Origin of the sequence: Synechococcus sp. CCY9202 (genome assembly GCF_034931685.1) — a bacterium.
Taxonomy (GTDB): domain Bacteria; phylum Cyanobacteriota; class Cyanobacteriia; order PCC-6307; family Cyanobiaceae; genus CBW1002.
Genome location: NZ_JAYGID010000100.1, coordinates 1 through 19412, shown reverse-complemented (window position 1 = coordinate 19412; position 19412 = coordinate 1). Strand labels below are relative to the sequence as shown.

Sequence of the window (19412 nt, the reverse complement as noted above, 5' to 3'; positions counted from 1 at the left end):
CCACGGACCTCAGGCGGCGGGCCTGGCAGTGGCCGCGGCGGCGGCGGCCGGCTTGCTGGGGGGGATCTTCTCCAGCACCAGCAGGGCCTCCATGATCTGGCGCGACACCGGCAGGGCCACGGTGGAGCCATAGGCGTTAGCGCCCTGGGGTTCATCCACCACCACCAGGACGGCAAAGCGGGGATCCTCGATGGGCAGCACCGCGACAAAACTGCAGATCCGGGCGCCCGGGATGTAGACGCCATTGCGGGCCTTCTGGGCCGTGCCCGTCTTGCCACCGATGCGATAGGCGGCGAGCTTGGCGCCCTTGCCGCTGCCCTTCTCCACCACCGATTCCATCCAACCCAGCACGACCTTGGTCACAGCCGGATCCAGGAGTTGGACGCCGGAGCGCGACGCCGGGCTGGCCAAGGCATCACCGGAACGAAGTCCCCGGGTGATGTGGGGACTCACCAGCCGGCCACCATTGGCCAGCATGGCGTGCATCTGCAGCAGCTTCAGGGGCGTCAGCGAGAACCCCTGACCGAAGGACGCCACAGCCGGTTCGATCGGATGGGAGACGAACTGCTGGCGATCCTTGAGCTGGCCGGCCACCGCACCAGGCAGGTCGGTGTCTGGCACCGCATCGATGCCGAGCGTATGCAGCCAGTGCCAGAAGCGATCACGCTTCACCAGCGCCATGGCATTGACCATCCCCACGTTGCTCGACACCTGCAGCACGGTGGGGAAATCGATCACCCCGTTGGCCCGCTTGTCGTGATTGAAGATCGGCCAGCCGCCAATCGTGAGGGAGCCGCTGTCGTTGACCCGTCCGTTGGGATCGATCGCCTTCTCCTGCAGGGCCAGGGCCAGGTTGATCGGCTTGAACGTGGAACCCGGTTCATAAAGATCCTGCACCGACCACTCGCGGAACAGACCGGGGTTGAACTTCCAGAATTTGTTGGGGTCATACGTCGGCGTGGACGCAAGGGCCAGCAGCTCTCCGTTGCGCACATCCATCACCAGGGCCACCCCCCGCTTCGCCTTCCACTGCTTGACCTGCTTGCTGAGGGCCTGCTGGGCCACCTGTTGCAGGCGGGCATCAAGGGTCAGCTGAAGGCGCAGATCGTCGCCGTAGAGCACGCCAGCCTGCAGACCCTCCGGCAGGGGGGTGCCATCGGCGCCGCGTCGCATGCGCAGCACCGCCTCATGGCGCTTGAGATCCCGGTCGCGGCTCTGCTCCAGGCCGGCCTGCGGCACCCGCTCCAGGTTGAGGAAGCCCACCACATTGGCGAACAAGGAACCCTGGGGATAGAGCCGCTGTGGATAGGCCTCGAGATCCAGGCCGCTGATGCCCAGTTCCCGGACCCGCTCGGCCGTGTCAGGGTCGAGATCGGTGGCCAGCTTGACTCCGCTGCGGCGGCCACCGATACGGTCTTCCAGGCTGGCCGGAGGCACGGCCAGCACTGGAGCCAGGCGCTCGATCACGTCGGCTGGGGGCCTCAGCTTCTGGGGATCGTCACCCGGGAGGTTGAAGTACCGGGGATGGGCCCAGAGGGTGTAGCGCTCCTCATCCAGGGCCACCAGACGTCCGGTGCGATCCACGATGGTGCGGCGCTTGCCGATCGGCACCTGGGAATGGGTCTGGATAGCCCGGGCCTTGGCCTGCAGCCGGGGCGAATCGACCACCTGCAGCCAGGCCAGTCGTGCCGCCAGACCAGTGAGGCCAACAGCCAGGATCAGATAGACGGACAGCAACCGGCCTGGGGAGATCGGATGCAGATCAACCACCCGACCCGGGGGGCGGCGACGGGGGCGGAGATCGGTCGAGGATGCCGCCATGGGAGGGATCGACGCTGCAGAGACCGGTGAGCCGGAACGTTCAGTAACCAGACGGGATGCGATCGATCTGGATACTGGCCAAGAGTGGCAGGCCCCGTCGTCCAGCCTCTGCCTGGGGAGCTGGCAGATAGACCAGCTTCTCACTGCTGGTGGGTTCGACAAGGCCTGGAGTCCTGGCCACACCGAGATGATGCTGTTCCAGCACAGCAGTGGCTTCCTGGAGGCGATGCTCCAGCACCTGAGAGGTCTCCAGTTCCTGATAGCTACGGGCCCAGTGGGCCTGCCAGTAGAGAGTGAGGGCACTCAGGCCGAGCATGGCCACACCCAGACCGAGCAAGGCTCCGTCACTCGCACGGTGAAGGCCCGCCAGCCAAGGCGAGCGGCGTGCGATCCGGGTCGGAGACATTGATCCCTGGATCAGCTCCAGAGATCGCCGGATCGGGGCTCGCCGGGGGGGTTTGGGGGAGGAGGGGGAGGCGAGCAAAGCCTGGATGGAATCTGCGCAAGTGAACCATTGAACAGGGGCACTCGCAAGCTGTGGCGGCGCCATCCGCAAATCGGCACAGCACAGCCCGCTCCAGGCTCAGCCCCCAAGCAACAGCAGGTTGGAGAAGGTGAGGGCATTCCAGAGGCCATGCATCAGGACGCAGGCCCCGAGCCGGCCGCTGCGCAACCGCAGCCAGCCCAGCCCCAGACCCAGCACAAACAAGGGCGCCAGCTCGCCCAGGCTGAGGTGGGCCAGGGCGAAGAGGGCCGCACTGCCGAGCACGCCTCCCGTACCACCGAGACGCCGCGCCAGGACCGGCAGCAGCACGCCTCGGAACAGGGTCTCCTCGAACAGAGGTGCCAGCACCATGGCCGTCGCGGCAAAACAGAGCAGCGCCGCAGAGTTGCCGCTGGTGAGCACCAGCTCCAGCAGAGGATTGCTGCCGCTTGGATCACTCCAGATCCACTGCAGGATCCAGCCGGTCAGGGCCACCACCGGCAACACCATCACCAGGTGGGAGGCGGCCCAGCGGAGGCTGAGGCTGAGCGGCCGCCAGCGCCACTGCAACCAGCCACCCTCCGGTACAGGTCCCAACCCAGCCAACAGGACAGCGAGCAGGGTCAGGGGGGCGGCCATCAGCCCCAGATAGAGCCCGAGCACCTGCAGCCCCTGGCCCAAAGCCAGGTCCACCCCGAGTGCGGCCACTGCGGAGCTGAGCAGCGGGCCGAGCAGCAGCGGGGTGAGCACTTCACCCAGCAGCACGAAACCACCGGCGATCAGCAGGGTCACATCCACACCGGAGAGGGTGGGGCCCTGCAAGGGGGGAAGGGGCGCCTGGCGACCACGCCAGGCCAGCCACAGCTGCCGCACCAGCAGGGCCAGTCCGAGCAGCAACAGCAGAGCGGGCAGCAGGTTGATGCCGACCAGCCGCCAGAGGGCTGCACGGGCAGGGCCCGCCTCCAGGCATCGCAGCGGCCGATCCTCGGCATCAGCGCTGAGCTGCTCGCAGCCCAGGCGCCGCAACAGCGGCGAGGGTGACCACGGCTCCAGCAGAGTGGCGATCAGGTCGTCGGGCGTCAGGGCGGCCAGCAGGGCGGGATCAGCGACCGCCAGAGCCGAAGGGCTGGCCGCCGGTTCCTCACCGGACCGGGAGGGGGAGGGAGACCCCAGCAGGGCATCGAGCAGGGGGCGCCGGGAGGGGGGAAGCTCGGCGGTTGCGCGTAAATCCTGCAGCAACGCCCGGGCCTGGGCGTCGTCGCCGCGGCCACGCTCAAGCAGGGCCCACTGCAGCCGCAGCGGCGGAGCGGTCAGTCCAGCCGTGTCGCCATCGAGTCGTTGCAACTCCCTCCGCAACGCTTCCAGCGGATCGGCCCCCACCAGCAGGGGCTGCAACGGAGCGGGAACCGCCGGCGCCGCCAGAGCAGCCAGCTCCAGCTGGCGCAGATCGAGGGCGGTGGCCACCGACGGCCGCTGCAGGCTGTCGAGCAGGCCGTTGAACCAGACCAGGGCACTCAGAGCCAGGCTGAGGAACGCCAGGGCGGGCTTCCAGGTTGCGGAGGACGGAGCCATGCAGTGCGCCGGTGGCCCTGGGATTCTGGTCTGCAGGGGCCGCACACCCCCCGCGACCTGGCTCCCGACCCCTCCCATACGATGGCCGCACCTGCGCCACAGCTCCGTGTCCCTCCGGTTGGTTCTGGTCCGTCACGGGCTGAGCACCTTCAACACCGAGCACCGCATTCAGGGACGCGACGATCTCTCCAGCCTCACCGCCGAGGGCCACGAGCAGGCCCGCCGCACCGGTGAGGCCCTTCGGGATCTGCCCCTCGCCGCCGCCTACTGCTCCCCCCTCAGCCGGGCCCGTGACACGGCCCGAGAGCTGCTGCAGGCGCAGGGCACGTCCCTGCAGGCCACAGCGAACGACGGGCTGCTGGAAATTGATCTGACCCCCTGGACCGGCCTGCTGCGCAGCGAGCTGAGGCAGACCTTTCCCGAGGAGGAACGCCGCTGGCGGGAGGCGCCCGAGACCCTGGAATTCAGCCGCCCCGACGGCAGCTGTTACCGCCCCCTCGAGGAGCTGATGGTCCAGTCCCGGGACTGGCTGAACGGGTTGCTTCGGGATCACGCCGAGGCCGTGACCAGCGCCAGCACGAGCACGGTGCTGGTGGTGGCCCATAACGGCATCCTGCGCTGCCTGCTGCTCACCCTGCTGGGCCTGCCCGCCCGTGAGTTCCGCCGACTGCGCCTCGATAACGCCTCGGTGTCGGTGCTGAACCTGAGCGGCTCGGCCAGCGATCCGGAGGTCCAGATCGAGTCGCTGAACGGCACGGTTCATCTCGGCCGCGGCCTGCCGGTCAAGGGCGATGGACCGAGGCTGCTGCTGGTGCGCCACGGCGAAACCGACTGGAACCGCCAGGGGCGTTTTCAGGGCCAGATCGATATTCCCTTGAACGCCAATGGCCTGGCCCAGGCCCAGGCCGCCAGGTCCTTCCTGGCGGATCAGAGCCTGCAGCGGGCCTACACCAGCTCGATGTCACGGCCGCGTCGCACCGCCGAGGTGATTCTCGAAGACCATCCCGGTGTGCCGCTCACCAGCACCGACGGGCTGGTGGAGATCGGCCATGGCCTCTGGGAGGGCTGTCTCGAAGCCGAGATCGCTGAGCGCTGGCCGCAGCTGCTGGCTGACTGGAAACGGGCACCGGAGACGGTGCTGATGCCGGAGGGGGAAACGATCCAGCACGTGTCGGATCGCTCCCTGCACACCTGGGACGTGATCGCCGCCAGCCTCGATCACGAGGAAACGGCCCTGGTTGTGGCCCACGACGCCGTCAACAAGACGATCCTCTGTGGCCTGCTGGGCCTCCGGCCGGCTGACATCTGGGCGATCAAGCAGGGCAACGGTGGTGTGACCGTGATCGACTATCCCCACGGCGTGGCGGCAGGAGCGGTGGTGAGCTGCCTCAACCTGACCGCCCACCTCGGCGGGGTCCTGGACCGCACCGCGGCGGGAGCCCTCTGATCCGGCCGATGGTGCGCCATCTGCTGGAAGGAGTGACGCTGCTGCCAGGCCCGCAGCAGCAGCCCAGCACCACCGACGTGCTGCTCGAGGACCGTCGCCTGGTGGCTGAGGGCGATGAGGCCCGCCGTCTCCTGCCTCTGGCACCCGTTGTGCGTGTCGACGCTGGCGGCTGCTGGCTGGCGCCTCCCCTGGTGGATCCCCACAGCGTTCTCGAAGATCCATGGGACGGCCGCGCCGAAACCCTGAGCAGCCTGGCTGCGGCAGCCGTGACTGGGGGCTATGGCACCGTGGCCCTGCTGCCGCGTGCCCACGACTGGCGCGACCGGCCCGAGCGCCTGAAGCTGCACTGGCCAGAGCCCCTGCGCCTGCGCCTCTGGGGCAGCCTCAGTCTCAAGGGTGCCGATCAGGATCTGGCCCCCCACGCCGATCAACTGGCCACCGGAGCCCTTGGCCTGGCCGGCGATGACCACCTGCCTCCCCTAGCGCTGCTGGAGAGCAGCTTTCGGCTGGCGGAGATGGCCGAACGGCCGGTGCTGCTGGCTCCGCGGGAGGCCCAGCTGACGCGTCAGGGGTTTGTTCGGGAACGGGTGGAGGGCCTGCGGGCCGGCTGGCCCCTGGATCCGGTGGTGAGCGAAACCCTTCCCCTTCAGACCTTACTGGCCCTTGGCGAGGCCCATCCCTCAGCCCGACTGGTGCTGATGAACCTCTCCACCAGCGAAGCGGTGGAGCAGCTGCGCCGCCATCGCCAGCCACCGCCGACGACGGTGAGCTGGTGGCACCTGCTGGCCGACAGCGGCCGTCTCGATCCAAGTGATGAAGGCTGGCGGGTGGTCCCCTCCCTGGGCAATCCGGCCGATCGGGAGGCCCTGATCGCAGCCCTGGCGGAGGGATTGATCACGGCGGTGGCAGTGCAACACCAGCCGCTTGATGCCGAGGAACGGCTGCTGCCGGTGGATCAGCGACGCGCCGGCGTGGCCGGCCATGGGCTGGCCCTGTCCCTGCTCTGGCAAGAACTGGTCGTGGGCAGGGGCTGGACCGTGGCGGAGCTCTGGCAGGTGCTCTGCTGGGGTCCGGCTGCCCTGCTGGGGGAACGACCCGAGAGCCTGATCGTCCCCAGTGACCGCTGGATTCTGTTCGATCCTGCAGCGTCCTGGAACTGGGACGGTGGGAGTTGCCGGTCGCTGGCCGCCAACCAGTTGCATTGGGGGCAGCCCCTGGTGGGACGGGTGCGGGCCAGCGGACTCATGGATCCTGCGGACTGGTGCCTGATGGGCTGAGGCTGCCCATCTGATCAAAGGGGAAGAACCGCCAGAACGCCCGGCCGATGATCTCCTTCTGGGGCAGGAAGTTGCCGCCGGGCCAGAAGCGACCATCCCAGCTGTTGGCGCGGTTGTCGCCCAGCACCAGAACGTGGCCAGGCGGCACCACGGTGTTGAGGGTGCGGCAGGGGCCGATGCCCTGGCTGTCCACGGGGCAGTAGTTGTGCACGTAGGGCTCGTTCAGCCTCTTGCCATCGATGAACACCTGACCTCGGGGATCCACCGCAACCCGATCACCCGGCACAGCCACCACCCGCTTGATGTAGGCATCGCAGGCCGGCACCTGCAGGCCCGGCAGGGTGCCGATGAAGGGCAGGTTGACCAGGAGGCAACGGAGTGGATTGGGGGAGCTCTCGCCGGTCAGGACCGGATCAAAGTGATAGGGGGAATGGAACACCACGATCTCGCCGCGACGTGGTTCGCGGCTGCGGTAGGAGAGCTTCTCCACCAGCAGGCGATCCTGGATCTGCAGGCCCGGCAACATCGACCCGGAAGGGATGTACCGGGCCTCCATCAGAAACTGGCGGATACCCAGGGCCACCGCCAGGGTGATCAGCACACTGCGCCAGAAGGCCCAGGGGTTCTCGGCCGCATGCGGATGGGGCGTTTCATCCTGAACAGCGGGTGGATCGGGCCGCGCCCCAGGAACGTCATCGTCGTTGGGCGGATGGGGTAGGGGATCGCTCAATGCACTCATCGACGGCGGCGGCTTGGCCCGAGGAAGGCAGATTAGGCAGAGATCGGCCCGCTGCCCCTTCATGGCACGACCCCGCTGGCAAGCTCAGGTCCCACGCCCCCGCAGCACCCTCGCCCTGGCGTGGGATCGCTTTGTGGCCCTGTGGGCAACGGTGAATCTTCTGTGGGTGGCCTTTGATCTCACCTACATCCCCCTGCGCAATTTCTGGCTGCAGCGCAATCTGTATCCACTGCAATCCCTGCCCCTGCGGGTGCCGGTGCCCTTTCTGCCGGATCTCACCCCCCTGGTGGATCCGATCAAGGGCATCGAACCCCACCGCGAAACCCAGGCCTACCTCGATCAGTTCGAGCGCCTGGATCACTCCCTGCAGACCGGCGCATCCCCAAAGGGAAGCTCACCAGCAGACAGCTTCAGCGCTGAGCAGCGGCGGCTGCTGGCGAAGCAGGTGAAGCTGACGCAGCAGATGATCGACAGCAATCCCTTCCTGGCCGCCAACGCCTCCGGCACACTCGAGAAGATCAAGAATCTGCTGCGGCAGCGGGCCGACGAGACCTCGGCCAAACAGGCCTCGGCCGAACTGCTCGATCCGGCCTGGCTGAGCAGCCACCCCTGGGCCACGGAGCGGGTCTTCTGGCGGGAGCAGCTCCTGCCCCTGGTCGCCACCAACTATTGGCGGTCGATCGACGAAAACGGCCGCCCCACCGACCACTTCTGGTTCTACGACCTGGTGCTGTTTCAGAGCGTCTTCGCCCTGGACATCCTCCTGCGCTGCCTGCGGATCCGGCGGCGACTGCCCGGGCTGAGCTGGAGGGATGCGCTGCTGCGACGCTGGATTGATCTGCCCTTGCTGCTGCCCTTCTGGCGCTGGCTGCGCCTGGTGCCTGTGGTGGAACGCCTGCAGTCCAGCGGCCTGATCAACATCGAGCCGCTGCGGGCAGTGATCAGCCGCGGGGTGGTGGCGATGCTGGCGGTGGAACTGTTTGAGGTGCTGTCCCTGCAGCTGGTCGACGGGATCCAGCAGCTTGTGCGCTCGCGGCGGTGGCCTGAGCGGCTTCGGGCCCTGCGCAGCCACCAGAGCGTGATCAGCCCCGACGAACAGGAACTGGTGGAGCTGGTGCGCATCTGGGCACCGCTGCTGCTCAACCAGGTGGCGCCCCGGTTGGAGCCAGAGATCCAGGGAGTTCTGGGGCATGCCCTGCAGCAGAGCCTGCAGAACACGATCGTGCCGGGGCCGCTGCGGCGGATTCAGCTGCTGATGCAGATGGAGCAGGGGCTGAGCCGGCAGCTGGCCAACGGCATGGTGGAAAGTCTGCTGGACGTCTCCCGAGGCACCGGCGAGCGTCTGCAGCGCCGGGATGATCTACAGCTGGAGCTGCTGCAGCGCTTCATCGACCGCTTCTGGGAAGAACTGGCCTCCGCCCTCGAAAATGGGGAGGCACTGCTGCGATCCCAGGCGCTGCTCTGCTCGCTGCTGGAGCAGCTGAAGCGGACCTACCTCGGCCAGATCAACCGAGCCAGCATCGAGGCCCTCATCGAGGAGCTCGAAGAAATCACCCTGCCATCCTCACTGGCTGGCCATGACGGAACCATTCAAGGAGCAGGAGGCGTTGAGACTGATCCAGGCGACACAGGCAGACAGGGGCAGAATCCGAAGCGCGGAGGACGGTGACGACTGGATGGCTGCCTGCCCATGTCCACGACAGAGCCTGAACCACAGGGAGCCTGAGCCTCAGGCATCCAGACAGAAGGTCTGCCACTCTTCAAGCGAGAAGCCGGTCAGGATCCGCCCGTCGCCGCGCACCAGGAAGGGCCGCTTGATCAGCTTGCCATCCGCTTCCAGGGCATCAAGGGCAGCCTCATCATCCATGGCCTTGACAGCCGCTGCACCGAGAGCCCGATAGCTCTGCCCACTGGTGTTGAACAGGCGACGGCGACCGAGCTGCTCCAGCGCCGCCGCCAGTTCCAGGCGTGTGGGAGGGGTGAGGGTGATGTCCAGCAGCTCAGGCTTGAGGCCCTGGCTGGCCAGCCACTGCTGGGCCTTGCGGCAGGTGGAGCACTGGGCATAGGCGTAGAGACGCCAGCCGCTCACTTCTTGCCGACCAGAGCCTTGAGTGCACCCACCAGGCTGTTGGAGCCCTTGCCCACGCCTGCATCAGGGCGGGTACGGACGGTCACGTCCCCGTTGACGGCCGTGCGGCAGCTGAGGCGGTAGTTCGCCGGACGATCAGCCAGGTACACCTCCTCGACATCACTGCGGGGGGAGAGATTGCGCTGGCCCTCGAGCACCTCGACCACGCAGGTGCCGCACTGGCCAAGGCCGCCGCAATTGTTGACGTTGTTGAGGCCCTTGTAAGGGTTGATGCCCGCATCCAAGGCTGCCTTACGAAGATTGGCTCCTTCGATGCAACCGACCTGCTGGCCTTCGCGTTCAAAACGGATGGTGGGCACGGTCGATCCGGGGGGAATGGGCGCCGCCCAACTTAGGGCACCCACCGCAGCATCCCCTGCAGTTACGGCCCGCCTGAAACGGAGTGTTGAGGAGGCAAAGCGCCCGTAGCATCGCGGCTCACCCTCCAATCCGCACCAGCCGTGGTCGAGGAACGCCAGAGCGACACCAGCCACCCGGCCGATAATGACGGTTACGAGCGGGTGGTCCAGCGGCTGATCCCGGGTTACGCCAGCCTGGCCCGCCTGGCCGTGGCCCTGCTGGCAGCCTCGCCCTTGGCCAGCCGTGAGGGAGCTGCCATCCTTGTGGCCGGCTGCGGTACGGGTTCCGAACTGCTCGAAGCCCAGGCTCAGCGACCCGATTGGAGCCTCACCGCCACCGATCCCTCCGCCGAGATGCTGGCCATCGCCCGGGGCCGGCTCTTAGGCGGCGGCAGGATCGACTGGCGCCAGAGCACGGTTGAAGCACTTGCCGAGGACGAGGCGTCGCAGGGACGCTTTGCCGGCGCCCTTTCGGTGCTGGTGTTGCAGTCGCTCCCTGATGACGGCAGCAAGCTGGCCTTCCTCAGCGCCCTCTGCCGCAGCCTGCAGCCGGGCGGTCAGCTGGTGCTGGTGGATCGGATGCAGCCGGAGCGTTCCCCCTTGCGGAAGCAGGTCGAGGCTGCCTGGATCGGCTTCCAGGAGGCCAGCGGCCTTGATGCCGCCGCCGAGGAGCTGGCGCCTCTCACGGAGCAGACCCACCCGATCGGCCTGGCCCGGCTCGGCGCCCTGGTGAACGCGGCGGGATTCAGTGATCCTGCCCGGATCTTTCAGGCTCTCAACTACGAAGGCTTCCTGCTGCAGCGAGCACGTTGAGGAAGTCGTGATATAGCCCCCACCCGCTCTCAGGGATCCAGGGATGGAACCGAGATGGGGGTGTTGGCAAGCTGGGCAGCTTCCATACAACGCTGCAGCAGAGCGGGTACTTCCACCACATCCAGCCAGCCGGTGATGGTGGTTTTGCGGCCCTCGATACTTTTGTAAGTGCGGAAGAATTCAGCCACATCCTCCAGCTGATTCGGTGAGATCTGGCGGATACTGCGCACGCCAACCTGACGCGCATCGGCAGCCGGCACGCAGAGCAACTTGCCGTCGTTGGCACCACAGTCGATCATGTCGAGGATGCCGATCGGGCGCGCAGTGATCAAACAACCGGCAAAGGTTGGCTCTTCCATGATCACCATGGCATCGAGCGGAGCGCCATCCTCCGCAAGGGTGTTGGGGACAAAGCCATAGTCGAAGGGGTAGCGCACCGAAGAGTGCAGCACCCGGTCGAGGGCCATGATGCCGGCCTCCGCGTTGTACTCATATTTGTTGCGACTGCCGGCCGGGATCTCAACGATCAGATTGACCAGTCCCGGTGCCGGACAGGCCGCCAGTTTGCTGAGATCCATGGCCCGTCTCGCGCAGGGGGATTGTCACGGCAGGCCCTGGAGCCGCGGCGGAAGGCAGCCAGGTGGGCCGTTGAGCCATCACGCTACCGAGGGGCACGAGAACGGTGGCAAGGGCGATGGTGAAGCCCAGAATGGGAGAGAGCGAGAGCTGGATCAGCCCCGGACTGGGGGGCTCCTCAAGGGATTCCTGACCGGTATCGAGACCGTCTTGCTTCTGATCTTCAGGAGTGGTCTGGAGCAAGGCCCCGATCAGTGAGGCGGTGGCAGGAGGAGGATGGTCCATGAAAAAGCGGAACCCACGAGCAAGTCAGCCGCGGCCGGAGGGGCAACTGACCTGAAGGGTCCTACCTGTGGCGACGGCTCAGCTGCGGAACTCATGGCACTGCCCTAAGGAGGGAATGAGGAGCCGCAGCAGCTGGAGCACAGGAAGGGACGAACGGCCTGAGGGGTCCTGAAGACGGGGATGAAAGAAGGAACAGGAATCTTACGTCTCCCTGCAGGCAAGCGATGCATCCAGTTTGGCAACAACTCAAGCGCCTCATTTGAGTCCGCCGATTGAGCCAGTGCAGCTTCTGGCTCTGCGGATGTCACTACGGCAGATGTCGACGATGACGGATCGCTGGCGATTCCTCAGGCTGCTCGCTGGCGATTCCTCAGGCTGCCGGTCGCGCCTGATCAAAGCTGTCGCGGTGGGCAGGCGCAGGCAGGGGGGCTGAGCCCTCCTCGAACGCATCGAGACGGCTGCGGATCGCGCGCAGCTCATCAAGAATCGATGTGAGCAGCTGCTGGGTCGCGGTCGACGGCGAGTTGAGCACCTCCACGGTCACCTCCTTGATCCTCAGGACATCCCGGGCGAAGCGAGCCACCTCATGGGGATGGAACAGCAGCGGATCCTTCTGGTCGCTTCGGTACTCGGGATTGAGCTTGCGTGGATTGAAGGGGGGATTGAGGTTGCGCGGATCGGTGTTGGTGTAGCGATAGACCGAAGCCCTTGAACGGTTGAGCGCCTTCTGGACCTCATCAATGCCGATCAGTCCCTCCGGGGTAATCGCTGCAGCGGCCCCTGCGGCAGGCGGCTCCTGTTCGCTGGCGGGGCGATCAGGTCCGGACGCGGCCAGAACATATCCAGATGGAGCCACTGCCCCATAACCCACCCCTCGGGGCGGAGAAGGGGGAGTCGCAGCAGGGGCACTGCGCAGGCCCGGTGCCAGACCGGTGAAGCCGCTGGCCACCGCCGAAACAGGCGCCGCAGCGCTCGAAGCCAGCCCTCCCGCTCCACCGTTTGTTCCTGGGAAGGGTGGCATGAGACGACAGTTAGACAGGTGGGAAACGCGCCAGACGTTAGCAGAGCTTTCCAGGTGTGCCAGGGGCTCCGCCGTGGGATCAGGCCCCTTCAGCAACCGTCCCGCTCACCCTTGCAGGATTCTTCGACCATCAGTCAGGCCCTGGGCAGTGGTAATTTCCCAAACCCACTGCCCCACAACGATGCGCGTCTCCCGCCTGATGCTGGTGACGCTCCGGGACGATCCGGCCGAAGCTGAGATTGCCTCGCACAAGCTGCTGTTGCGGGCCGGATACATCCGCCGCATCGCCTCGGGCATCTACGCCTATCTCCCCCTGCTCTGGCGGGTGCTGCGCAAGGTTGCGACGATCGTGCGTGAGGAGCTGGACGCCACCGGGGCCCTCGAGACACTGCTGCCCCAGCTCCAGCCTGCTGATCTCTGGGAGAGAAGTGGTCGCTGGGCCGGCTATACCGCCGGCGAGGGAATCATGTTCCACCTGGAGGATCGCCAGGGCCGCGAGCTGGGCCTCGGCCCCACCCATGAAGAGGTGATCACCGCGCTGGCGGCAGAGCTGCTGCGCTCCTACCGGCAGCTGCCGGTGAACCTCTACCAGATCCAGACCAAGTTCCGCGATGAGATCCGCCCCCGCTTCGGCCTGATGCGGGGGCGCGAATTCATCATGAAGGATGCCTATTCCTTCCACGCCAGCGAAGCCTGCCTGAGGGACACCTACGCAGCGATGGATCAGGCCTACCGCCGCATCTTCAGCCGATGCGGGCTGCGGACCGTGGCGGTGGAAGCCGACAGCGGCGCCATCGGCGGCTCGGCCAGCCAGGAATTCATGGTGACCGCCGAGGCCGGCGAAGACCTGATTCTCACCAGCCCCGACGGCCGCTACGCCGCCAATCAGGAGCGGGCCGTCTCCCTGGCACCCGAAGCGGTGGCGCTCACGGACCAGCCCTGTCAGGAGCTGAGCACGCCGGGGCAGACGACGATCGAACAGCTGTGCAGCGGGCATGGCTTCGATCCGAGCCAGATCGTCAAGGTGCTGCTGCTGCTGGCTCGCTTCGCCGATGGCGCTGACCAGCCCCTGGTGGTGAGCCTGCGAGGAGACCAGCAACTCAACGAGGTCAAGCTGGCCAATGCCGTTCAGGCCCGCCTGGGTGCGGAACGGGGCAGCCTGCTCGAGCTGGCCCCGCTCACGGCCGATCAGCTGGAGCGACAGGGACTGGCGCCCCTTCCCTTCGGCTCCCTCGGCCCGGATCTGAGCGATGCGGTTCTGTCTGGAGCCCGGGACTGGACCCCGCGCTTCCTGCGGCTCGCCGACGGAACCGCCGCCTCTCTGCAACGCTTCGTCTGCGGGGCCAACCGCCTCGACACCCACCGCGTCGGTGCTCGCTGGGGGCCATCCAACCCCTGTCCGGAGTCCCTGGATCTGCGCGCCGCCCAGCCTGGCGACCGCTGCCAGCACGACCCGAGCCAGGAACTGGAGGCGGCCCGAGGCATCGAAGTGGGCCACATCTTCCAGCTGGGCCGCAAGTATTCCGAGGCCCTCGACGCCCGTTTCACCGCCGAGAGCGGAGCCGACGAGGCCCTGTGGATGGGGTGCTACGGCATCGGGGTCTCGAGGCTGGCCCAGGCCGCGGTGGAACAGAACCACGACCGCAACGGCATCTGCTGGCCCGTCTCGATCGCGCCCTTCGAGGTGATCGTGGTGGTGGCAAGCAGCCAGGACAGCCAGCAGGTGACCCTGGCTGAGCGGCTGTATGGCGAGCTGCAGGAGGCGGGCCTGGAGGTGCTGCTGGATGACCGCAACGAGCGCGCCGGCGTCAAGTTCAAGGATGCGGACCTGATCGGCATCCCCTGGCGTCTGGTAGTGGGCCGCGGCGCCGCTGACGGCCAGGTGGAGCTGGTGGAACGGGCCAGCGGTGACAAGCAGGATCTCAGCGCCGACGAACTCCTGGCCGAACTGCTGCCCCGGATCCAGGCGGGCCGCCAGGGTCTGCGCAACCCGGCCCAGGGCTGAGCGCTGGCCTGTCGATGTCCAATCCCTAGGATTCCCCAACCCTTTGCCAATTCCCCATGGCTGCCTTCTGGCAACGCGTCCAGCACCGGTTGCGTGCTGTACTGGTGGCTCTGGGTCTGTGCCTGGCGCTCGGGCTCACGGCCTGCAGTGGAGCCTCCTCGGGCCTGAGCGGCAACTATGTGGACGACACCATGGCCGTGGCGCAGAGCCTCCTGACCACGATCGCGATCCCGCAGGACGATCCTGGACACGCCGCCGCCGAGACCGAGGCCCGGGCCCTGATCAACAGCTACATGGCCCGCTACCGGCCCCAGAGCAGTGTCAATGGCCTGAGCTCGTTCACCACCATGCAGACGGCGCTCAACTCCCTGGCCGGCCACTACACCAATTACGCCAATCGGCCCCTGCCCGATGCCCTGAGGGAGCGGCTGGAGAAAGAGCTGCAGAAAGCCGAACGCAACGTTGTGCGAGGCACCTGATCCCCCTGTCCTCGCTCAGCCCGTCGAGCTGCCCCCCAGGACGGCGTCAATCCAACGACGAGCACACGCCGTTCCAGTCTGGGCAGCTTTTTCTGTCTGCGGGTCGCAGGATTCATGGCGGCGGCCTGCGAAGTCAGGCCCGAAAAAATCTGTTGGCGAAAGGGAGGGATGGAAACCGGCTCACCAGGGCGGTCGACCCAGGGATTTTGACGAAAAGCCACCTGATCTGAGAGGCTTTCGGATTGTGCTTTGAAGCGGCTTCGGGCCGCTGTGTTCTTCCTTGGCCAACGTTGTCGTCATCGGTGCGCAGTGGGGTGACGAGGGGAAGGGAAAGATCACGGATCTGCTGAGCCGCTCCGCCGATGTGGTGGTGCGCTACCAGGGAGGCGTCAACGCCGGCCACACGATCGTGGTGGATGGTCGGGTGCTGAAGCTGCACCTGATTCCCTCCGGAATTCTCTATGCCGACACCACCTGCCTGATCGGCTCAGGCACGGTGGTGGATCCCAAGGTGATGCTGGTCGAGCTCGACATGCTGCTCGGCCTGGGCATCGATGTGAGCGGCCTGCAGCTGGCGTCCACCGCCCATGTGACCATGCCTTACCACCGCCTGCTGGATCAGGCGATGGAACAGCGGCGCGGCGATCGCCGCATCGGCACCACCGGCCGCGGCATCGGCCCCACCTATGCGGACAAGGCCGAACGCAACGGCATCCGGGTGATCGATCTTCTCGATGAGACCCGCCTGCGCGACCGGCTCGCCGGCCCCCTGGCCGAGAAGAACGAGATCCTCCAGAAGCTCTACGGCCTCGAACCGCTCGATTTCGAGGCGGTGGTGGCCGAATACGTGGGCTACGGCCAGCGCCTCGCCCCCCACGTGGTGGAGTGCACCCGCACCATCCATGAAGCGGCCCGGGCCCGCAAGAACATCCTGTTCGAGGGCGCCCAGGGAACCCTGCTCGACCTGGACCATGGCACCTACCCCTACGTCACCTCCTCCAACCCGGTGAGCGGTGGGGCCTGCATCGGAGCCGGCGTGGGTCCCACCCTGATCGACCGGGTGATCGGCGTGGCCAAGGCCTACACCACCCGCGTCGGCGAAGGTCCCTTCCCCACCGAACTGGAGGGCAGCCTCAACGACCACCTCTGCGATCGTGGCGGCGAGTACGGCACCACCACTGGCCGCCGCCGCCGCTGCGGCTGGTTCGACGGCGTGATCGGTCGCTACGCCGTACAGGTGAACGGGCTCGACTGCCTGGCGATCACCAAGCTGGACGTGCTCGATGAGCTCGACGAGATCCAGGTGTGCGTCGCCTACGAACTCGACGGCGAGCGCATCGTCCATTTCCCCAGCAGCTCCGAAGCCTTCGCCCGCTGCAAACCGATCTACGAGACCCTGCCCGGCTGGCAGACCTCAACCGCCGACTGCCGCAGCCTCGACGATCTGCCCGGCACCGCGATGGCGTACCTCCGCTTTCTCGCCGAACTGATGGAGGTACCGATCGCCATCGTGTCGCTCGGCGCCAGCCGGGATCAGACGATCGTGGTCGAGGATCCGATCCACGGTCCCAAGCGCGCCCTCCTGAACGTCTGAGGCATCGCCATGACGACCAAATCCTTCGACGTGGTGGGCATCGGCAACGCCATCGTGGACGTGCTGGTGCAGGCCGACGACCGCTTTCTCGGCGACCATGGCCTCACCAAGGGCACCATGGCCCTGATCGATGAGCAGCAGGCCGAGCAGCTCTACGCCAGTGTCGGGCCTGGCCTGGAGACCTCCGGCGGCTCCGCCGCCAACACCCTGGCCGGCATCGCCCAGCTGGGCGGCCGAGCCGGCTTCATCGGCCGGGTGCGGGATGACCAGCTCGGAGCGATCTTCAGCCACGACATCCGCTCGGTGGGCGCTCATTTCGACACCCCCGCAGCCCGCAGCGGCCCCTCCACGGCCCGCTGCCTGATCCTGGTCACCCCCGATGCCCAGCGCACCATGTGCACCTATCTGGGGGCATCCGTGGGGCTTGATCCCACCGACCTCGACCTCACCCTGGTGAGCCAGGCCAGGCTGCTTTACCTGGAGGGCTACCTCTGGGACAGCGAAGAGGCCAAGCGCGCCTTTCTGGCGGCGGCCGAAGCCATCCGCGCCACTGGCGGCGAGGTGGCCCTGAGCCTCTCCGATGCCTTCTGCGTGGAACGGCACCGCGACAGCTTCCTCGAGCTGGTTGATGGTCACGTCGATCTGCTGTTCGCCAACGAGATGGAGATCACGGCCCTCTACCGGGCCAACAGCTTCGAGGAGGCCGCCGATCAGGTGCGGGGCCGCTGCAAGGTGGCGGCCCTGACCCGCAGTGAACAGGGCTCCCTGATCCTCAGCGGCGACACCACGATCCAGGTGGAACCGGTGGTGCTGGGCAACCTGATCGATACAACCGGAGCCGGGGACCTCTACGCCGCCGGCTTCCTGTACGGCTACACCCGCGGCGAGAGCCTGGAGCGCTGCGGACGGCTCGGATCGCTCTGTGCCGGTGCGGTGGTGACCCAGCTGGGTCCGCGCCCCCAGGGCTCACTCAAGGACCTGGTGGCGTCCCACCTGGGTTGAGTGGAGCTTCGCCAAGCCCGCAGCTCTCGGCCAGCCACCGCCCGTAGGCGGCACTGGCCGCCACGGGCCAGTGGATCCACTCGGGCGTGTCGTAGCTGTGCAGGGCCCGCACGGCGCTCTCCAGGTCGACCAGGCGGGAGGCATGGGTCTTGAGCAGCAGCTGCACCTCCTCAGCGGTTTCGATCGCCCCCTGCCAGCGGTAGATCGAACGGAGCGGCGTCAGGGCGACACAGGCCACCAGCCGCCGTTCCACCAAGACACGAGCCAGGACCTGGGCCCTCTCGACATCGGCCTCCGTGGTGAGGGCCAGCACCAGGGAAGCGGGGCCGGCGGAGCCATCCGCGCTGGGTTCAGGCTGGGGACCCTCGGCCGGCAGATGGCCAGCCTGCGGCATGGCGGCCGGCGGAGGATCCGCCTGTTGCATGGCGGCTGCCTGGGGGCAACCGGTTTTGCTGGACTCCATGGCGGGCATGGGGGGCTTCAGATGCTGCCCATGCTGGAGCGGCTCAAGCGGGCCAGCCGATCCGCTCCAGCAAAGCCGCCCAGGCGAGGCCCTGGCGCGCATGTGGTTCCTGTGGAGCGCGCAGCAACAGCAAGTGCAGTCCGAGATCCGCCGCCAGCGTTCGCCAGAGGGTTTCGGTGCGCCCGCCGGACTGGCGGCAGAGCACGTGACTGATCGCCCAGCGGCGACACAGGGCCCGTTCCACCGCGGCACCGACGGCGGGCCGCAGACAGGCGATCCTCTCGGGGGGCAAGCCGGCCGCCAGGGCCAAGGCCAGGGCACTGGGAGCCGGCAGCACCCGGGCGAAGTGGCGCGCTCCTTCACTGGAGGCCAGCGCCTCGGGTAACTGCCGCGAGCCGATCGCCAGCAGCAGCCGTCGGCCCTGCCAGGGACCGCACCCCTCGAGGGCAGACACCCCCTCCAGCAGCAAAGGCTCTGGAGAGGACGGCTTTGGCGTGGTCGGCCATGGTGCACCACTGCCCGTCGCCGGCTCCAGTGCAGGCTCCCGCGCAGGGTCGGCCCGCAGCAGGCGCAGCAGGGGCTGCTCCAGGGCAGCGCAGGCCCTTTGCAGCTCGTCTGAGATCCGCACCGCAAAGGGATGGCTGGCATCCACGACCCAGCGGAAGGGGCGCCCCTTCCGCTGGGCCTCCTGCAACACCTGCGCCACACCCTGCGGCCCGAGGGCGCCCACCCCAATCTCCAGGGCGGGATGGGGGGCATAGGCGCGCACGGCCGCGGCCGTGACCACATTCACCTGCACCCGCCAGCCGCGTTGCAGCAGAGCGGCCGCCAGCGGCGGCCCTTCGCCCGTGCCGGCAACCAACCAGAGACGATCCTGAGCCACAGGAGCAGCGACAGGGCTTGAGCGGTGCATCAGGATGGGGTGATCAACCGGCCGGCGGGGCGTGAATCACTGTTTGCTTGAAGTGGAGGTGCTGGAGGCTCCCCAGATCCGCTACACCCAGGACAACCAGACCCCGATTGCGGAGATGGCGGTGCGGCTCGATGGCCTGCGGCCCGATGATCCGCCGGGGCAGCTGAAGGTGGTGGGCTGGGGCAACCTCGCCCAGGATCTGCAGAACCGGGTCCAGGTGGGCCAGCGGCTGGTGCTGGAAGGTCGACTGCGGATCAACACCGTGAGCCGACCCGATGGGGTCAAGGAGAAGCGGGCGGAATTCACCCTTTCGCGGCTGCACCCGATCGGACCGGACGGCAGCAGCTCTGGCGGACCGGCACTGGGCGGCGCTGGCATGGCCCCAGCAGCGGGCCCTGGGATGGCTGGCGGCCAACGGCCAGCGGCGGCGGCGC

At 67.4% G+C, this 19412-nt stretch carries 20 protein-coding genes; 9 read left to right on the top strand and 11 right to left on the bottom strand.

Features of this window, described 5'->3' with window-relative positions:
• Positions 1-9: 9 nt before the first annotated feature.
• From VB777_RS12935 to VB777_RS12925, 3 genes are all read right to left on the bottom strand, one after another.
• Positions 10-1821, bottom strand: a complete 1812-nt coding sequence (locus tag VB777_RS12935; protein ID WP_197156663.1) for a peptidoglycan D,D-transpeptidase FtsI family protein — start codon at positions 1819-1821, stop codon at positions 10-12.
• A gap of 40 nt (positions 1822-1861) precedes the next feature.
• On the bottom strand, positions 1862-2227 hold the full coding sequence (locus VB777_RS12930) for a hypothetical protein (RefSeq protein ID WP_231597990.1): 366 nt from the start codon (positions 2225-2227) through the stop codon (positions 1862-1864).
• 177 nt (positions 2228-2404) lie between these two features.
• Positions 2405-3877, bottom strand: coding sequence for a CPBP family intramembrane glutamic endopeptidase (locus tag VB777_RS12925; RefSeq protein ID WP_323249456.1), 1473 nt, complete (start codon positions 3875-3877; stop codon positions 2405-2407).
• Positions 3878-3983: 106 nt separating this feature from the next.
• On the opposite strand from VB777_RS12925, the gene VB777_RS12920 reads away from it, so the two are divergent.
• Positions 3984-5324 carry a histidine phosphatase family protein gene (locus VB777_RS12920; RefSeq protein WP_322758477.1) on the top strand — a complete coding sequence of 447 codons (1341 nt, stop codon included), beginning with the start codon at positions 3984-3986 and terminating at the stop codon, positions 5322-5324.
• Between the two features lie 8 nt (positions 5325-5332).
• Positions 5333-6601 carry a dihydroorotase gene (locus VB777_RS12915; protein ID WP_323249454.1) on the top strand — a complete coding sequence of 423 codons (1269 nt, stop codon included), beginning with the start codon at positions 5333-5335 and terminating at the stop codon, positions 6599-6601.
• On the opposite strand, the gene lepB is transcribed toward VB777_RS12915, so the two are convergent.
• Positions 6567-7340, bottom strand: a complete 774-nt coding sequence (lepB, locus tag VB777_RS12910) for a signal peptidase I (RefSeq protein WP_197170535.1) — start codon at positions 7338-7340, stop codon at positions 6567-6569. The genes VB777_RS12915 and lepB overlap by 35 nt on opposite strands.
• A gap of 61 nt (positions 7341-7401) precedes the next feature.
• Here lepB and VB777_RS12905 point away from each other — a divergent pair, with 61 nt between their 5' ends.
• Positions 7402-9009, top strand: coding sequence for a hypothetical protein (locus VB777_RS12905; protein WP_231605374.1), 1608 nt, complete (start codon positions 7402-7404; stop codon positions 9007-9009).
• A 60-nt stretch (positions 9010-9069) separates the two neighbouring features.
• Here the strand turns inward: VB777_RS12905 and VB777_RS12900 are convergent, their stop codons facing one another.
• Positions 9070-9429 carry a Spx/MgsR family RNA polymerase-binding regulatory protein gene (locus VB777_RS12900; RefSeq protein WP_197156674.1) on the bottom strand — a complete coding sequence of 120 codons (360 nt, stop codon included), beginning with the start codon at positions 9427-9429 and terminating at the stop codon, positions 9070-9072.
• A complete protein-coding gene (locus VB777_RS12895) occupies positions 9426-9788 on the bottom strand; it encodes a 2Fe-2S iron-sulfur cluster-binding protein (protein ID WP_197156676.1) in 363 nt (120 codons plus the stop codon). The genes VB777_RS12900 and VB777_RS12895 overlap by 4 nt, the downstream gene beginning before the upstream one ends.
• 141 nt (positions 9789-9929) lie before the next feature.
• Between VB777_RS12895 and VB777_RS12890 the strand changes: the two genes are divergently transcribed.
• The gene (locus VB777_RS12890) at positions 9930-10640 is read left to right on the top strand and encodes a class I SAM-dependent methyltransferase (protein ID WP_197156678.1); all 711 of its coding nucleotides are present in this window, start codon (positions 9930-9932) and stop codon (positions 10638-10640) included.
• A gap of 29 nt (positions 10641-10669) precedes the next feature.
• On the opposite strand, the gene VB777_RS12885 is transcribed toward VB777_RS12890, so the two are convergent.
• The 3 genes from VB777_RS12885 to VB777_RS12875 form a co-directional block, all read right to left on the bottom strand.
• Complete coding sequence (locus VB777_RS12885) at positions 10670-11218, bottom strand: inorganic diphosphatase (RefSeq protein WP_197156679.1); 549 nt, start codon at positions 11216-11218, stop codon at positions 10670-10672.
• Positions 11160-11501 carry a hypothetical protein gene (locus VB777_RS12880; protein ID WP_323249450.1) on the bottom strand — a complete coding sequence of 114 codons (342 nt, stop codon included), beginning with the start codon at positions 11499-11501 and terminating at the stop codon, positions 11160-11162. Before VB777_RS12880 ends, VB777_RS12885 begins: the two co-directional genes overlap by 59 nt.
• 370 nt (positions 11502-11871) lie before the next feature.
• Positions 11872-12267 (bottom strand): hypothetical protein, encoded by a 396-nt coding sequence (locus VB777_RS12875; protein ID WP_197158870.1) that lies wholly within the window; start codon positions 12265-12267, stop codon positions 11872-11874.
• 436 nt (positions 12268-12703) lie between these two features.
• On the opposite strand from VB777_RS12875, the gene VB777_RS12870 reads away from it, so the two are divergent.
• The 4 genes from VB777_RS12870 to VB777_RS12855 all read left to right on the top strand — a co-directional run bounded on the left by VB777_RS12870 (position 12704) and on the right by VB777_RS12855 (position 17602).
• Positions 12704-14527, top strand: a complete 1824-nt coding sequence (locus VB777_RS12870) for a proline--tRNA ligase (protein ID WP_322758474.1) — start codon at positions 12704-12706, stop codon at positions 14525-14527.
• Between the two features lie 56 nt (positions 14528-14583).
• A complete protein-coding gene (gene psb27, locus VB777_RS12865; protein ID WP_197170538.1) occupies positions 14584-15006 on the top strand; it encodes a photosystem II protein Psb27 in 423 nt (140 codons plus the stop codon).
• Positions 15007-15286: 280 nt separating this feature from the next.
• The gene (locus VB777_RS12860; protein WP_197156685.1) at positions 15287-16600 is read left to right on the top strand and encodes an adenylosuccinate synthase; all 1314 of its coding nucleotides are present in this window, start codon (positions 15287-15289) and stop codon (positions 16598-16600) included.
• 9 nt (positions 16601-16609) lie between these two features.
• On the top strand, positions 16610-17602 hold the full coding sequence (locus VB777_RS12855) for an adenosine kinase (protein WP_197156687.1): 993 nt from the start codon (positions 16610-16612) through the stop codon (positions 17600-17602).
• Here the strand turns inward: VB777_RS12855 and cutA are convergent.
• Both cutA and VB777_RS12845 read right to left on the bottom strand, forming a co-directional pair.
• Positions 17571-18065, bottom strand: coding sequence for a divalent-cation tolerance protein CutA (cutA, locus tag VB777_RS12850; RefSeq protein ID WP_323249446.1), 495 nt, complete (start codon positions 18063-18065; stop codon positions 17571-17573). The two genes, VB777_RS12855 and cutA, sit on opposite strands and share 32 nt — an antisense overlap.
• Before the next feature lie 43 nt (positions 18066-18108).
• Positions 18109-18948, bottom strand: coding sequence for a precorrin-6A/cobalt-precorrin-6A reductase (locus VB777_RS12845; protein ID WP_323249444.1), 840 nt, complete (start codon positions 18946-18948; stop codon positions 18109-18111).
• 61 nt (positions 18949-19009) lie between these two features.
• On the opposite strand from VB777_RS12845, the gene VB777_RS12840 reads away from it, so the two are divergent.
• Positions 19010-19412: single-stranded DNA-binding protein (locus tag VB777_RS12840; RefSeq protein ID WP_323249442.1), on the top strand; the 403-nt coding region annotated here is incomplete at its 3' end.